The following is a 15,278-nucleotide window of genomic DNA, read 5'->3' as shown; positions in this document are numbered from 1 at the left end:
AAAAATGGCCTATAAAGGCCATTTTTTTAATTCTTAAACTTAAAATTAGCTCACTAAAAAATCTTTTAGGATTTTATTAAAAGCTTCTGATTGTTCTACATTGGAAATATGAGAAGCATCTATTTCTGCAAGTTTTGATTGTGGAATGCGTTGCTGCATAAATTCACCATCTGCAACGGTTGTTACAGGGTCTTGAGTTCCAGCAACGACTAATACAGGAATTTTGATGTCTTTTAACTGCTCACGGACATCCGCTTTAGCCAAAGCCTCACAACAATTGGCATAACCCATTGCGCTGCCAGCACTTAAGTCGTTACACAGGTTGTTGACGATTGAAGCATGACTTTGGATAAAGGGATCTGTAAACCATCGCGAAGCTGCTGTAGCTGCGATCGGTTGTAAACCTTGCTCACGTACTAATTTTGCACGGTCAAGCCATGCCTGTTCTTGTCCAATTTTAGCGGCAGTATTTGCCACAACTACATGACTAAAACGGTCAGGGTAGTGAATCGCAAGCCATTGACCTGTTAAACCACCCATAGAAATTCCACAAAAAGCAGCTTTGCTAATATTTAGATGATCCAGTAAACGGACAACATCTTCACCTAATTGCTCTACAGTATATGGACCGTCAGGCGTAGATGATGAACCGTGACCACGTGTGTCATAACAGATCACAAAAAATTGATCTTTTAACTCATTAAACTGTTTTTGCCACATACCATAATTGGTGCCCAAAGAATTGGAAAACACCAGAGCAGGGGACGACGGCTCGCCAAAAGTTTGATAGTTAATTTGTGCATCGGCAGCTTGAAAAGATGGCATTTGTTTCTCCTTAAAGTGCTTCAACACGTTCAATAATCAAAGCAATGCCTTGGCCTACACCAATACACATTGAACACATAGCGTAACGACCACCTGTTTGCTCAAGCTGGTTTAGGGCTGTAGTCACTAAGCGTGCACCTGATGCACCAAGTGGATGGCCTAATGCAATTGCACCACCGTTTGGATTTACCTTGTCAGAATCATCTGCTAAACCTAAATCACGGGTCACGGCCAAAGCCTGAGCAGCAAAAGCTTCGTTAAGCTCAATCACATCCATCTGCTCTAAAGTCAGGTTGGCTTGTTTCAGTAGTTTTTTAATGGCTGGTGCCGGAGCAAAACCCATAATGCGTGGTTCTACACCGACTGCTGTTGAAGCAATGATCTTGGCACGCGGTTTGAGGTTGTAAGCTTGAACTGCCTCATCAGAAGCAATCAGTAGAGCCGCAGCACCATCGTTAATGCCTGAAGCATTACCTGCAGTCACAGAACCATCTGCTTTAACAACAGGTTTAAGTTTGCTTAAAGCTTCAAGGGTGGTTGATGCACGAGGATGTTCATCAGTATCAATCACAACAGCATCACCCTTACGCTGAGGGATTTCAACTGCCACGATTTCTTTAGAAAAAAAGCCTTTGGCTTGCGCGCTTGCGGTGCGTTGTTGGCTCACCAAGGCAAACTGGTCCTGATCTGCACGATTCACGTTAAACTGTTCAGCGACGTTTTCGGCAGTCTGGGGCATGGTGTCTACACCATACAATTCTTTAAGTTTAGGGTTAATGAAACGCCATCCCATGGTGGTGTCTTCAATCTTCTGGCTACGGCCAAAAGCACTGTCAGACTTACCCATCACATAAGGTGCACGGCTCATGCTTTCTACACCACCTGCAATCACCAAGTTTGCTTCACCTGCTTTAATGGCACGGGCAGCAATGGCAATGGCATCGAGTGATGAACCACACAAACGGTTAATGGTGGTTGCTGGCACCTGATACGGTAAACCTGCAAGTAAAGCTGACATACGGCCCACGTTACGGTTATCTTCACCGGCTTGGTTCGCACAACCATAGATCACATCATCGACCTGTTCCCAATCTACATTGGGGTTGCGTTGCATGAGGGCTTTAATCGGCACAGCGCCAAGGTCATCGGCACGAACAGGAGCAAGACCACCAGCATAACGGCCGAATGGAGTACGGATGGCATCGATGATATAAGCGTTTTTCATTCTTACATTTCCATTTTGAAATCTATTGCTGTCATTGCCACATCGTTAGACTTTTCCAGAGTTTGCTGGCGATCATCATGGTTACTAAGTTAAAAGTAGTCATGACAGAGTCTTATCGTGTTGAGTCAAATGCCAGTAGCTAATTCTTGTCACTTTTTTAAAAAAGTAACCAAAAACCTTTGTTGAACAGAGGAGGCTTCCATGCCTCCCTGTCCAACGGGCGACATCCATGTCGCCTGTCACAATAGCGAATTACGGTAAAAACCAAATTAATAAGCAAGAACAGTATTCAAGGAGTTCCATTCTGTGTTTCGCGGTGGCGACATGGATGCCGCCTCGTTGCTCAGCACAACAGGGATGTTGTGTCTGAGTAACAAAAGATTTTTGTTACTTTTTATCTTTAAAAAGTAAGGCATTACTTATACAAAAAACTTTTGCTTTAACTCGTAATTTGGGGCTGTTTAAATCTTACCCTTGAGTCGCATCAATCAAAGTTGCACCCGTTAAAGCCTGTAACTCATCAAAGCTAAGACCTTCCACTTTCTCAATCACCTTTAAACCATCTTTAGTCACGTCAATCACACAAAGATCGGTGTAAATACGGTCAACACAGTGTTTACCCGTAACCGGATAGCTCAGCTCAGCCACAATCTTCGGCTCACCTTGCTTGGTCACATGGTCTGTGGTGATAAATACTTTTTTAGCACCTACAGCTAAATCCATCGCACCACCTACCGCTGGAATCGCATCTGGTGCACCCGTGTGCCAGTTCGCCAAATCACCATTCGCAGCAACCTGAAATGCACCGAGTACGGCAATATCAAGGTGACCACCACGCATCATCGCAAATGAGTCGCCATGGTGGAAAAAGCTGCCGCCTTCAAGCATGGTTACAAACTCTTTACCCGCATTAATCAGTTCCGGGTCTTCTTCACCTGCTGCTGGCGGTGGACCAAAAGCCAATAGGCCATTTTCAGAATGAAGGAAAATATCTTTGTCGTCAGGTAAGTAGCTTGCAATCTTGGTTGGTAAACCAATACCCAAGTTCACATAGGCGCCATCTGGAATATCTTGTGCCACACGTTTTGCAATCTGGTCACGGCTGAGTTTCTGGTAGCTCATGTTATTTCTCCTTATTGCTTACTGCGCGGGCTGTACTTGTACAACGTGCTGTACAAAAATACCTGGGGTGATGATGTGCTCTGGATCTAAGCCACCTAGCTCAACCACTTCAGACACCTGAACAATGGTGACATCCGCAGCCATGGCCATAATTGGGCCAAAGTTACGTGCAGATTTACGGTAAACCAGATTGCCCCAACGGTCGCCCTTGTAGGCTTTAATCAAGGCAAAGTCAGCTTTAATCGGATATTCAAGTACGTAATCTTTACCATCGATCTGACGGGTTTCTTTGCCTTCAGCTAAAAGTGTTCCAAAGCCTGTTGGAGTAAATACAGCGCCTAGGCCCATACCAGCAGCTTGAATACGACAAGCCAGATTACCTTGCGGTACCACTTCAAGCTCAACCTTTCCAGCACGGTAAAGTTCATCAAAAACATAAGAGTCTGACTGACGTGGGAAAGAACAGATTACTTTTTTAACCGAACCAGCTTTAAGCAGTTTAGCCAGGCCATAATCGCCATTACCGGCGTTATTACTCACAATAGTCAGGTCTTTAATACCCAGTTCAATTAGTCCGTCAATGAGTTCAGCGGGTTGTCCTGCGGTACCAAAACCACCAATCAGAATGGTTGCACCATCTTTAATCTGCGATAGTACCTCGCTAAGAGAGGACTTACTTTTGTCAATCATGTGAGAAACCTTAGAGCATGAGGTAACGTGATGTTATTACTACCGCTAAAAATTTATTTAAATTCTTAATGGTAGTAATAAATGGAATAAATTTTGTGAGTCAAAAGCGAACTTTTAACTCACATACACTTTCAATTAAGCACTAGCACGACGACGTTCAACTTCAGTTGACGGAGCAGCAGCGGCATCTTTAACAAGTTCGATGTTAAATGTGATGTGTTTGAAAGCGTGATCTAAACCACGGCGTTGGATTTCAGCTGGATCAGATACATCAACTGCTGTTGCCACTAAGCCATCACGAGTTGCGAAGGCAAAGTCGTCCCATAAGTACTCATCACCCTCAATGTTGAATTGAGTTGTAAGCTTGCGGAAACCTGGTGCTGAAACGAAGTAGTGAACGTGAGATGGACGGTTACCATGACGGCCTAACTTGTTTAGAAGGGCCTGAGTTGTACCTTCAGGAGGGCAACCATACCCAACAGGCATCGTCGTTAATGCAACATATTTACCATTAGCATCAGTCAAAATACTACGGCGTAAGTTAAAGTCAGATTGAGACTTATCAAAGAATGAATAGTTACCCAAACTGTTGGCATGCCATACTTCAACTTTAGCATTTTCAATGATATTGCCATCAGTATCAGTTACGGTACCTTCAATAATTAAGGTATCAATTTTGCCAGACTCAGTGCCATCATCCATACGAGCAAAACCAACGGTTTCAGGCGCGCCCGCTACATAAAGTGGGCCTTCAATGGTACGAGGTGTGCCACCCGTAACGCCAGCTTTTGCATCGGCTTCATCTGCACGTAAATCAAGATAGTGCTCTAAACCTAAGCCAGCTGCCAAAAGACCAAGTTCGTTTGCTTGACCTGCGTCTGTGAAATATTCCAAACCTTTCCATACTTCTGAAGGTTGGATGTCTAAGTCTTCGATCGCTTGAAATAAATCCCCGAGAAGGCGCACTACAATCTGCTGAACACGTGCATCGACTTCGCCTTTAGCTGTGTCGACATTCATTTGTTTTACAAGCGCATCAATTTGTTGACGGTTCATACTAAAACTCCTTAAGTATGCAATACGGTTTTGGGTGGCAGCGCTGCGGGCATGTTGTTTTGCTAGCGAATAAGTGCCGCCACGTTCCTTGTTACCTTCTGAATAAATATATTCACTTTTTGAATGTGCTTCAGACCACACACTCAAACTATTTTCTTAGATTACGAATCATCATCACGAACAGATGAAGGGTGACGATTAAGTGCCATCACTTCGATGTTCATGTAAGGATAAAGAGGTAATCCCTGTAAAATATTGTGCAACTCTTCATTGCTCTCAACATCAAAAATACTGATGTTTGAATACTGGCCTGTAACTCGCCAGATGTGACGCCATTTACCTTGGCGTTGTAAATCTTGCGAATAAGCCTTTTCAATGGCCTTAATTTCATTTGCTTTGTCGGCTGGCATATCAAGTGGGATATGCACATCCATACGTACATGAAATAACATGGGAAACTCCTTATCCTATTGCCTTAACGACGTAACTTCTCGACTTTCTCTTCATCAATTTCAATGCCTAAGCCTGGAGCCGTTGGCAAGTGCAATTCAAAGTTTTCGTAACGTAGCGGTTCTTTCAAAATTTCTTCGGTAAGCAATAACGGACCAAATAATTCAGTACCAAACGCTAATGTTTCAAAGGTTGCAAATGCATGAGCAGAAGCAATGCTACCTACAGGGCCTTCAAGCATAGTGCCGCCATAAAGATCGATTCCAGCCAAACCTGCAATCTTGGCAACTTCACATGCCTCGATCAGACCGCCTGATTGTTCAATTTTCACGGCAAATACATCTGCACCATGACTTTTTGCAATCCGGTATGCACTGTCAGGACCCGTTAACGCTTCATCTGCCATGATTGCGACATCAAAACGACGTGTTAAGCGAGCAAGTGCTTCAGTATTTTGAATCGCGCATGGCTGTTCAATTAAATCAATCCCGCCATCTTGCAGTTGTTGAATACCTTGAATACATTCCAGCTCTGACCATGCACGATTTACGTCAACACGTACACTAATATCTGCACCTAGTGCTTTTTTAATTGCAATCACATGATCAACATCGTGTTGCAAATGGCGTGCACCGATTTTGAGTTTGAACGTGTTATGACGTTTCAACTCAATCATTTTTCGAGCTTCAGCAATATCTTTTTCTGTGTCACCAGACGCGAGCGTCCAAAGTACAGGTAAACTATTACGCAGACGGCCACCTAAAACTTCACTTAACGGCACGCCTAAACGTTTTGCCTGAATATCAAGTAGAGCGGTCTGAATGGCACATTTCGCGAAACGGTTACCATTAATATTCTTACGAATCAGTTTTAGTGTTTGAGCCACATTTAAATCTTTAACTGATGCGAGTAATGGTGCAAAGTAAGTATCAATATTGGCTTTGACACTTTCAGGACTTTCTTCACCATAGTTCAGTCCACCAATGGTGGTCGCTTCACCCCAACCGACAATACCATCCGTGGTCGTAATTTTAACGAGCACCAAAGTCTGAGTACGCATGGTAGTCACAGACAACTGGTGAGGACGGATAGTTGGAATATCCACAAGTATGGTTTCTATGGTTCTATACATGAAGTTTCAACTATTACGAACTTGTTTACATACCATAGAAGAATGTAATAGCCTAAAATAGATATAGAACGGTATTTTAAGATACTAAAAAGGTATATTAATGGAATTAAGACATCTACGTTATTTTGTTACCGTTGTGGAAGAACAAAGTCTGACTAAAGCGGCTGAAAAGCTTTTTATTGCCCAGCCACCACTCACGCGTCAAATCAAAAAACTAGAAGAAGAATTAGGCATTGATTTGTTTGTGAAAGGGTCACGTCCATTAAAAGTGACAGAAGCAGGGCTGTTTTTTTACCAACATGCCGTTCAAATTTTAACGCATACCGCTCAAGCTGCTTCGATGGCTAAAAAAATGAAGTTGGTAGAGAACATTGTGAAAGTTGGCTATGTCAGTTCACTTCTGTATGGGCGTTTACCACAGGTCATTTATCTATTTAGACAAAAGAATCCTGACATTCATGTCGAGCTTATTGAATGTGGCACAAGAGATCAGGTTGAGGCTTTAAAGTTAGGTAAAATCGATTTAGGTTTTGGTCGCTTACCCATTAGTGATCCAGCCATTAAGAGACTTTTACTCAGAAAAGAAAAATTAAAACTCGCGATTCATAAAAAACATCCCTTAAGTGAATTTCAAGATTCAGGAATTTACTTATCTCAAATTATCAATGAGACGATTTTTTCTTACCCAACGACACCTAAGCCTAATTTTTCGACCACTATTCAAGCTTTATTTACCAAGTTAGGTTTAATACCAGCGAAGCTGACTGAAGTACGAGAAATTCACATGGCGCTTGGTTTGGTGGCATCGGGCGAGGGTATATGTATTATTCCAGAAAGTGCCTGTGATATTGGAATGAAGAATCTAACTTATTTAAATATCTTAGATTTAGAGGCTTATAGTCCCATTTCTCTATCCATGCGTAACATGGACCAAAGTTCTTATATTCCTAAAATTTTAGATTGTATTGAAGAGATCTATAGCCAAGAAGAAGTGTCGAGAAATCTAAATTTATAACTTTTTAATACGTTTTAAATTGAATTATCATGTTATTTTAAAACTTTAAACCTATAGGTAATATGTAAAAGGAATTATTGAATGAGAAAAATTTTAGGTTTAGTTTCACTTATTATGTCTACTAACGTTGTACATGCAGAACAATTAAAAGAACAAGAAAAAACCTCTCCATATAGCGCAAATGTTACTTTTGCTAGTCAATATATTTCACGTGGTTTCCAACAAACATGGGGTAAACCAGCCTTACAAGGTGGATTGGATTATGCCAATCCTAATGGTTTTTTTGTAGGGACTTGGGCATCAAGTGTCAGCTCTAACTATCTGCGAGATGCCTCGGTTGAATGGGATTTTTATACAGGTTATTTAAAAACAATCGATAAATTTTCAATTGGGATGTCGGTTTTTTACTACTACTACCCAGGTGCGAAAAGTACACCAGAAACGGGGAGTAGCAGTTATAACTATGGTGAGATCGTACCTCAAATTGGCTATGGTCCTTTAAGCCTTAAATACTTTGTGACTTACACACCAGATTATGCTGGTTATAACTCTAAAACCATGGGGGGACCTGCTGGTAAAAGGTCGAGAGGATCAAGTTATTTAGATCTTAACTTTACCCAGCCTATCAGTGACACTTGGACTCTTGGTGCTCACTATGGCTATGAAAGAATCAAAAACTTTTCAGAGTCGAACTTTCAGGATGTTAAAGCCGAACTCATTAAAGATTTAGGTGATGGTTGGAGTACAGGATTAGCCTATACCAAGGCATGGGATAAAAATGCTTATTATAAAAAGTATAGCAATGGTGAGGCAGACGCACCTGTTTCAAATCCGATTGACTCGACATTTACTGTCTCAGTTAAAAAGGTGTTCTAATTTATAAATAAAAAAGCCTGATTACTCTGTTTTGAGTGATCAGGCTAAATATTTAATATATAAAAATTATTTTTTAATTAAATCATATGCCATTTTAGTATCATCTAACTGAACCAGTGAAGCATGGCGAGCAGAAAGCGGATCTTTATTTTCAATCGCAGTTAAAATTGCTTTATGTCTAGGTAGTGAATGGCCTTGTAAATTTGGACGTAGACTGGTGACTTGAATTGATTGTTGTAAAGGTAAAACCAGCATTTTCGACATATAAGCCAATAAGTCGTTATGCGTTGCTTTGGCAATTGCCAAGTGAAATTGAATATCTGGCTCGATAAATTCTTCAACTGTTGTCGCTTTTTCCATCCCATCATAGGCATGTTTAATACGTTCAATATCTTCATCAGTTGCCGTACTTGCCGCAATATAAGCAAGCTCAGGTTCCAAAACGCGTCGTACGGTAGAAAGGGTTTTAAAAAACTCATGTTCAGGCGTGGTTTGAATCAACCAAAACAATACATCAGGATCGAGCAAATGCCATTCTTCTTTAGGTCTCACCACAGTTCCGATTTTTGGTCTTGAGTAAGTTAAGCCTTTCGCGTTTAAAACACGGATTGCTTCGCGAAAGACAGGGCGGCTGACTTTATATTCCTCACATAAATCAACTTCACTTGGGAGTTTTTCATTTTCTGAAATTTCTCCAGAAACAATTTTTAATCCCAATTGTTGAACAATTAATGCATGTTGGCTTTTGCTTGGAATAGGATTTTTATAGTCAGCTTTACTCATATTTCACTATTACGACATGTTGAATATCCTATGGTATAGATGACCTTGTGTTTTAACAAGATCATCTTTTTCAAGAATAAATATTAATGAGAATGACGTGGAACTTCCGAGCCTCGGCAACCGACTAAGAAATCAAAATCACAACCTTCGTCTGCTTGTAAAACATGTTCTACATAGAGTTTGCGGTAGCCACCAATAAAACTTGGCGGAGCTGGAGGTGCTAAATTCTCAAGACGTTGCTTAAGTTCTTCATCACTCACTTCTAGGTGAAGTTTCCCAGCATAGGCATCAAGTTCGATAAAGTCACCATTTTGAACTACGGCCAAAGGCCCACCCGCCATAGCTTCAGGGGCAACATGTAAAACGACCGTGCCATACGCAGTTCCACTCATACGTGCGTCGGAAATACGAACCATGTCAGTAATGCCTTTAGCTAAAACCTTTGGAGGCAATCCCATATTGCCAACCTCAGCCATGCCCGGGTAGCCTTTAGGCCCAGCATTTTTCATCACAAGAATACAAGTTTCATCGACATCAAGGTCTGGGTCATTAATGCGGGCTTTATAATCATCAAAGTTTTCAAATACGACTGCACGACCACGGTGTTCCATCAGTTCTGGTGTTGCGGCAGACGGTTTAAGCACCGCACCTTTAGGGGCTAAATTACCGCGTAAAATACACATGCCGCCATCTTGTCGAATTGGATTGTCTATTTCCCGAATCACTTCATCGTTATAAATAGGTGATTGCTGGCAATTTTCCCAAATGGCTTGACCATTTACGGTTAAAGCATGTGGATGTGGTAAGAGATTAGCTTCGCCCATTCGACGGATTACGGCTGGTAAGCCGCCGCTATAATAAAATTCTTCCATTAAAAAACGACCCGAAGGCTGTAAGTCGACAATGGTTGGCATGCCACGGCCGACACGGTTCCAGTCATCGAGTTGTAAATCAACCCCAATACGTCCGGCAATTGCTTTTAAATGAATTACGGCATTGGTTGAACCACCAATAGCTGCATTGATTTTAATGGCATTTTCGAAAGCTTCTTTGGTTAAGATTTTAGAAAGGCGTAAATCTTCATGAACCATATCAACAATACGCATACCAGAAAGATGAGCCAACACATAACGGCGAGAATCTACCGCTGGAATCGCCGCATTGTGTGGTAAAGAAGTGCCTAAGGCTTCAGCCATACACGCCATTGTAGAAGCTGTGCCCATGGTATTACACGTACCAGCCGAGCGTGACATACCAGACTCGGCAGATAAAAATTCATTTAAATCAATTTTGCCTGCTTTGAGTTCTTCATGCATTTGCCAAACGATGGTACCTGCACCAATGTCTTTACCTTTGTGCTTACCATTCAGCATTGGTCCGCCAGTCACTACAATGGCAGGAATATCACAACTTGCAGCACCCATTAATAATGCAGGGGTGGTTTTGTCACAACCTGTCAGTAACACCACACCGTCAATAGGGTTACCACGAATAGCTTCTTCAACATCCATACTGGCCAAGTTGCGTGTAAACATGGCGGTAGGACGTAAATTAGACTCACCATTTGAAAACACAGGAAATTCAACAGGGTAGCCGCCCGCTTCTAAAATCCCTTTTTTTACATGCTCGGCAATTTTTCGAAAATGCGCATTACATGGGGTGAGTTCAGACCACGTATTACAAATTCCAATAATGGGCTTGCCTTGAAACTCATGATCTGGAATTCCTTGGTTCTTCATCCAGCTGCGATACATAAAGCCATTTTTATCCGTTGTACCAAACCAGGCAGCCGAACGAAGAACTTGTTTGTTATTCATACAAATTTCCCTATATAGTATTACTATTAGAATTAATTAATTTAAAAATACACCATAAATTTTATTTTTAAAAGGTTTGAAATTTAAATAGTATTACTATATTTTAAATTGAAAGGATAATTTACGAGCAAGATGCTCTATAAGTAAATAATAGGAAATGGAGTCGAACATGGATTTCGAAAAGGATGTAATACGGACGGTCACGTTTAAGCTGATACCTGCATTAGTCATACTATATCTGGTGGCATACATTGATCGAGCCGCTGTTGGGTTTGCTCATTTGCATATGGGTGCAGATGTAGGAATTGGTGATGCAGCCTATGGTCTAGGAGCTGGCTTATTTTTTATTGGATATTTTCTTTTTGAAGTTCCAAGTAATTTGCTTTTAGACAAATTTGGTGCTCGTAAATGGTTTACCCGCATTTTATTAACATGGGGTTTAATCACCATGGCCATGGCGCTTATTCAAGGCCCTAAAAGTTTTTATCTGTTACGGTTTTTGCTTGGTGTAGCAGAAGCGGGTTTTTTCCCGGGTGTTTTATACCTAATTACGCAGTGGTATCCCGTGCGGCATCGCGGAAAAATTATGGGAATGTTTGTACTTTCACAACCAATTGCCATGATGATTGCTGGGCCTTTAGCTGGTCTATTACTTGGAATGGATGGCATCGCAAACTTACATGGTTGGCAATGGTTATTCATTGCAGTCGGCTTACCTGCAGTTTTATTAGCTCTACCGACATTCCTGTGGCTGCCCGATAACATTGATAAAGTGAAATGGTTAAGCATTGAACAAAAACAATGGCTTAAAAATGAACTTGTTAAAGATGAAGCCGAATACGATCAAACTCGACATGCCAATCCACTGCATGCCTTAAAAGACAAACGCGTACTTTTATTAGCACTCTACTATTTACCAGTAACTTTAAGTATTTATGGTTTAAATCTCTGGTTGCCTTCTATTATTAAGCAATTTGGAGGTGGTACTGATCTTCAAATTGGCTTCTTATCTAGCATTCCCTACGTTTTTGGAATTATTGGACTCCTCATTATTCCGCGTAGTACTGACCGCCTGAACGATCGTTACGGACACTTAAGTTTTCTGTATGCACTAGGTGCTTGTGCAATGTTTTTAAGTGCTTGGCTAAATTCTCCAGTCATGCAGTTGGCAGCTTTGGCTGTAGTTGCGTTCTGTCTATTTTCATCGACTGCCGTGTTTTGGACATTACCGGGTCGTTTCTTAACGGGTGCAAGTGCAGCGGCTGGTATCGCCTTAATTAACTCTGTTGGAAATTTAGGTGGCTATGTCGGGCCATTTGGCATCGGACTTTTAAAAGAATACACAGGAAATATGGCTGCTGGTTTGTATTTCTTATCTATCGTCATGCTTTTTGGTCTGATTTTGACTTACATCGTCTATACCAAGCTAGAACGTCAAAAAACACAAACAGTGAATATTCAAAAGCCTTTGTAAGGAATAAAACATGCAAATTATTCAATTTGAAAATCGTGCAAATCAACGTGCTGTTGCCAAAGTAGAAGGCAACATGGCATATCCGGTTAAAGATATTCAATCGGTTCGTGATTTAGCACTTTTAGCAATCTGCAATAAAGTTTCATTGGAGCAACAAGTTGAGGCGTTAGGGTTTGAAGCGGAGACCTATGATTATTCATCTTTATTAGCTGACTTAAAGGTACTGCCGCCTTTAGACCATCCAGACCCAACACACTGTCTAGTTTCGGGTACAGGCTTAACCCATTTAGGTTCTGCATCTGCACGCGACAAAATGCATCAACAAAATTTAAGCGATGACAGCTCGGTGACCGACACCATGCGGATATTTCAATGGGGCCTTCAAAAGGGCCGTCCAGCACAAGGTCAGATCGGTGCACAACCGGAATGGTTTTATAAAGGCGACGGTTCAATTGTGGTAAGGCCGGGAGCTGAATTACCTTTACCACCATTTGCCGAAGACGGCGGCGAAGAACCTGAAATTGCAGGCCTCTATGTGATTGGAGAAGACTTAAAGCCTTATCGAATCGGGTTTGCGCTGGGCAATGAATATTCTGATCACGTGATGGAACGTCGTAATTATTTATATCTTGCGCATTCAAAATTACGTTTTTGTAGTTTTGGTCCAGCTTTACGGACAGGCGAATTACCGAAACATTTAGTGGGAACCAGCCGCTTGCGCCGTGATGGACAAATCATTTGGGAAAAAGAGTTTTTGTCGGGTGAAGACAATATGTGCCATAGCTTAGCAAATCTGGAATATCACCACTTTAAGTATCAACAATTCTTAAAAGCAGGGGATGTTCATATTCACTATTTCGGTACAGCCACTTTGTCTTTTGCTGATGGTATTCAGGCACAAGTCAACGATGAGTTTGAAATAGAGATGAAAGAATTTGGACTTCCACTCAAAAATAAGCTTGCCCATACACAACCAGAGCTACCGATCGGTTCAGTTATCACACTCTAAGGAATATAAAATGGTTATCGGACACAACTTTATTGTCGGTTTACGCAGCGCACAAAGTTCCACTTTACTAAAAAGTGTCAATGCAACAACTGGCGAAAATCTGCCTTATGAGTTTCACCATGCAACCGAACAGGAAATCAATCAGGCTTGTGATGCAGCAAGCCAAGCTTTTAAGACTTACCGCCATACTTCACCTGAACAGCGTGCTACCTTTTTAGAAAATATTGCCGATGAGCTCGATGCTCTAGGTACAGATTTTCTTGAAATCGTATCACAGGAAACGGCTTTACCGCTGGCACGTTTACAAGGTGAACGTGGCCGTACCAGTGGACAAATGCGCCTGTTTGCCAAAGTGTTACGCCGTGGTGATTTTTTAGGTGCCCGTATTGATACCGCTTTACCTGAGCGTCAGCCTTTACCTCGCCCAGATTTGCGCCAGATTAAAATCGGTGTTGGTCCTGTGGCAGTCTTTGGGGCAAGTAACTTTCCTTTAGCATTCTCAACTGCAGGTGGTGACACTGCTTCGGCACTGGCAGCAGGTTGCTCTGTAGTTGTGAAAGCGCATAGCGGACATATGGCCGCAGCAGACTTTGTAGCTCAGGCTATTGAGCGTGCCGTAGAAAAATCAAATATGCCTAAAGGCGTATTTAACATGATCTATGGTAATGGCGTAGGTGAACCTTTAGTGAAACATCCTTTAATACAAGCTGTAGGTTTTACGGGATCACTTCGTGGTGGTCGCGCTTTATGTGATATGGCGGCAGCCCGTCCACAACCGATTCCGGTGTTTGCTGAAATGAGCAGCATTAACCCGATGCTGATGTTGCCAGAAGCCTTAAAAAACCGTTGTGAAAAGATTGCACAGGATTTGGCAGATTCAGTTGTTTTAGGCTGTGGTCAGTTCTGTACCAATCCGGGTTTAATTTTAGGTATTAAATCAGCCGAGTTTACTCAGCTTATTAGCAACCTAACCGAAATTATGGGTGGCAAACCTGCAGAAACTATGCTGAATGCCGGAACATTAAAAAGCTATACCGCTGGTCTTGAGCACTTAACCCAGCATCAAGGCATTGAACATTTGGCAGGCCAAACCCAGCAAGGCAATCAGGCACAACCTCAACTTTTTAAAGCGGATGTTGAGTTGTTACTGGCCGGCGACCAACTTCTGCAAGAAGAAATCTTTGGGCCAACCACAGTCATCATTGAAGTGGCAGATAAAGCCCAACTCATTCGGGCATTACAAAGCATGAATGGTCAGCTGACTGCGACGTTAATTGCTGATGAAACAGATTTAACAGAGTTTGCAGATGTGGTTCCGGTGTTAGAAGAGAAAGCTGGACGATTACTCATAAATGGCTACCCAACCGGTGTTGAAGTTTGTGATGCCATGGTACACGGTGGGCCATACCCAGCCACTTCAGATGCCCGAGGAACATCGGTTGGAACTTTGGCAATTGACCGTTACTTGAGACCTGTGTGTTACCAAAACTATCCACAAAGCTTATTGCCAGAAGCTTTAAAAGACAGCAATCCATTGCAGATTTTAAGATTGGTGAATGGTGAAATGACTAAAGCAGCTATCTAATCAATTAAAAAAGAGACCACAAACTGGTCTCTTTTTTATTTTTTGTTTTCTATCTCTAAGGATACTGTTCAAAAGTCTACATAAAGTTATTTTGAAAGAATTTTATTTCTTTTATTTGCATTTAAATAAGCCTGAAGTAGTTTTAAACCGATTGAATGTGGAACTATTAGAAAGCCTATCTCATTTAAACTGGCATATTTGTTGCTTAATTCAATGTAT

14 protein-coding genes are annotated in these 15,278 nt (G+C 41.7%); 5 read left to right on the top strand and 9 right to left on the bottom strand.

Annotated elements, in window-relative coordinates:
* Positions 1–45: 45 nt before the first annotated feature.
* From pcaD to F886_RS12750, 7 genes are all read right to left on the bottom strand, one after another.
* Positions 46–825 (bottom strand): 3-oxoadipate enol-lactonase, encoded by a 780-nt coding sequence (pcaD, locus tag F886_RS12780; RefSeq protein ID WP_005305959.1) that lies wholly within the window; start codon positions 823–825, stop codon positions 46–48.
* 10 nt (positions 826–835) lie between these two features.
* Positions 836–2,050, bottom strand: coding sequence for a 3-oxoadipyl-CoA thiolase (gene pcaF, locus F886_RS12775; protein WP_005305956.1), 1,215 nt, complete (start codon positions 2,048–2,050; stop codon positions 836–838).
* A 468-nt stretch (positions 2,051–2,518) separates the two neighbouring features.
* Complete coding sequence (locus F886_RS12770) at positions 2,519–3,172, bottom strand: 3-oxoacid CoA-transferase subunit B (protein WP_005305953.1); 654 nt, start codon at positions 3,170–3,172, stop codon at positions 2,519–2,521.
* A gap of 18 nt (positions 3,173–3,190) precedes the next feature.
* Positions 3,191–3,862 carry a 3-oxoacid CoA-transferase subunit A gene (locus F886_RS12765; protein ID WP_005305950.1) on the bottom strand — a complete coding sequence of 224 codons (672 nt, stop codon included), beginning with the start codon at positions 3,860–3,862 and terminating at the stop codon, positions 3,191–3,193.
* A gap of 135 nt (positions 3,863–3,997) precedes the next feature.
* Positions 3,998–4,918, bottom strand: coding sequence for a catechol 1,2-dioxygenase (gene catA / locus F886_RS12760; RefSeq protein WP_034591335.1), 921 nt, complete (start codon positions 4,916–4,918; stop codon positions 3,998–4,000).
* Positions 4,919–5,079: 161 nt separating this feature from the next.
* Complete coding sequence (gene catC / locus F886_RS12755) at positions 5,080–5,370, bottom strand: muconolactone Delta-isomerase (protein ID WP_005305945.1); 291 nt, start codon at positions 5,368–5,370, stop codon at positions 5,080–5,082.
* Positions 5,371–5,393: 23 nt separating this feature from the next.
* Complete coding sequence (locus tag F886_RS12750; RefSeq protein ID WP_005305941.1) at positions 5,394–6,500, bottom strand: muconate/chloromuconate family cycloisomerase; 1,107 nt, start codon at positions 6,498–6,500, stop codon at positions 5,394–5,396.
* A gap of 100 nt (positions 6,501–6,600) precedes the next feature.
* Between F886_RS12750 and F886_RS12745 the strand changes: the two genes are divergently transcribed.
* Both F886_RS12745 and F886_RS12740 read left to right on the top strand, forming a co-directional pair.
* Positions 6,601–7,515, top strand: a complete 915-nt coding sequence (locus F886_RS12745) for a LysR family transcriptional regulator (RefSeq protein ID WP_005305939.1) — start codon at positions 6,601–6,603, stop codon at positions 7,513–7,515.
* 81 nt (positions 7,516–7,596) lie between these two features.
* A complete protein-coding gene (locus tag F886_RS12740) occupies positions 7,597–8,391 on the top strand; it encodes a TorF family putative porin (RefSeq protein WP_005305936.1) in 795 nt (264 codons plus the stop codon).
* Positions 8,392–8,457: 66 nt separating this feature from the next.
* Here the strand turns inward: F886_RS12740 and F886_RS12735 are convergent, their stop codons facing one another.
* Together F886_RS12735 and F886_RS12730 are read right to left on the bottom strand one after the other, a co-directional pair.
* A complete protein-coding gene (locus tag F886_RS12735) occupies positions 8,458–9,174 on the bottom strand; it encodes a FadR/GntR family transcriptional regulator (protein WP_005305933.1) in 717 nt (238 codons plus the stop codon).
* Positions 9,175–9,257: 83 nt separating this feature from the next.
* On the bottom strand, positions 9,258–10,991 hold the full coding sequence (locus tag F886_RS12730) for an IlvD/Edd family dehydratase (RefSeq protein WP_005305930.1): 1,734 nt from the start codon (positions 10,989–10,991) through the stop codon (positions 9,258–9,260).
* Between the two features lie 169 nt (positions 10,992–11,160).
* Here F886_RS12730 and abaQ point away from each other — a divergent pair, with 169 nt between their 5' ends.
* The 3 genes from abaQ to F886_RS12715 are packed head-to-tail and all read left to right on the top strand — an operon-like array spanning position 11,161 to position 15,059.
* Positions 11,161–12,465, top strand: a complete 1,305-nt coding sequence (gene abaQ / locus F886_RS12725) for a multidrug efflux MFS transporter AbaQ (RefSeq protein ID WP_005305927.1) — start codon at positions 11,161–11,163, stop codon at positions 12,463–12,465.
* Between the two features lie 10 nt (positions 12,466–12,475).
* Positions 12,476–13,474, top strand: a complete 999-nt coding sequence (gene araD1 / locus F886_RS12720; RefSeq protein ID WP_005305924.1) for an AraD1 family protein — start codon at positions 12,476–12,478, stop codon at positions 13,472–13,474.
* Positions 13,475–13,484: 10 nt separating this feature from the next.
* Complete coding sequence (locus tag F886_RS12715; RefSeq protein ID WP_005305921.1) at positions 13,485–15,059, top strand: aldehyde dehydrogenase (NADP(+)); 1,575 nt, start codon at positions 13,485–13,487, stop codon at positions 15,057–15,059.
* Positions 15,060–15,278 lie beyond the last annotated feature (219 nt).

This window comes from Acinetobacter sp. NIPH 542, assembly GCF_000369825.1.
GTDB classification, from domain to species: Bacteria; Pseudomonadota; Gammaproteobacteria; order Pseudomonadales; family Moraxellaceae; genus Acinetobacter; species Acinetobacter oleivorans.
The sequence above is the reverse complement of the archived record's forward strand: the minus strand, read 5'-3'. Positions and strand labels throughout refer to the sequence as shown.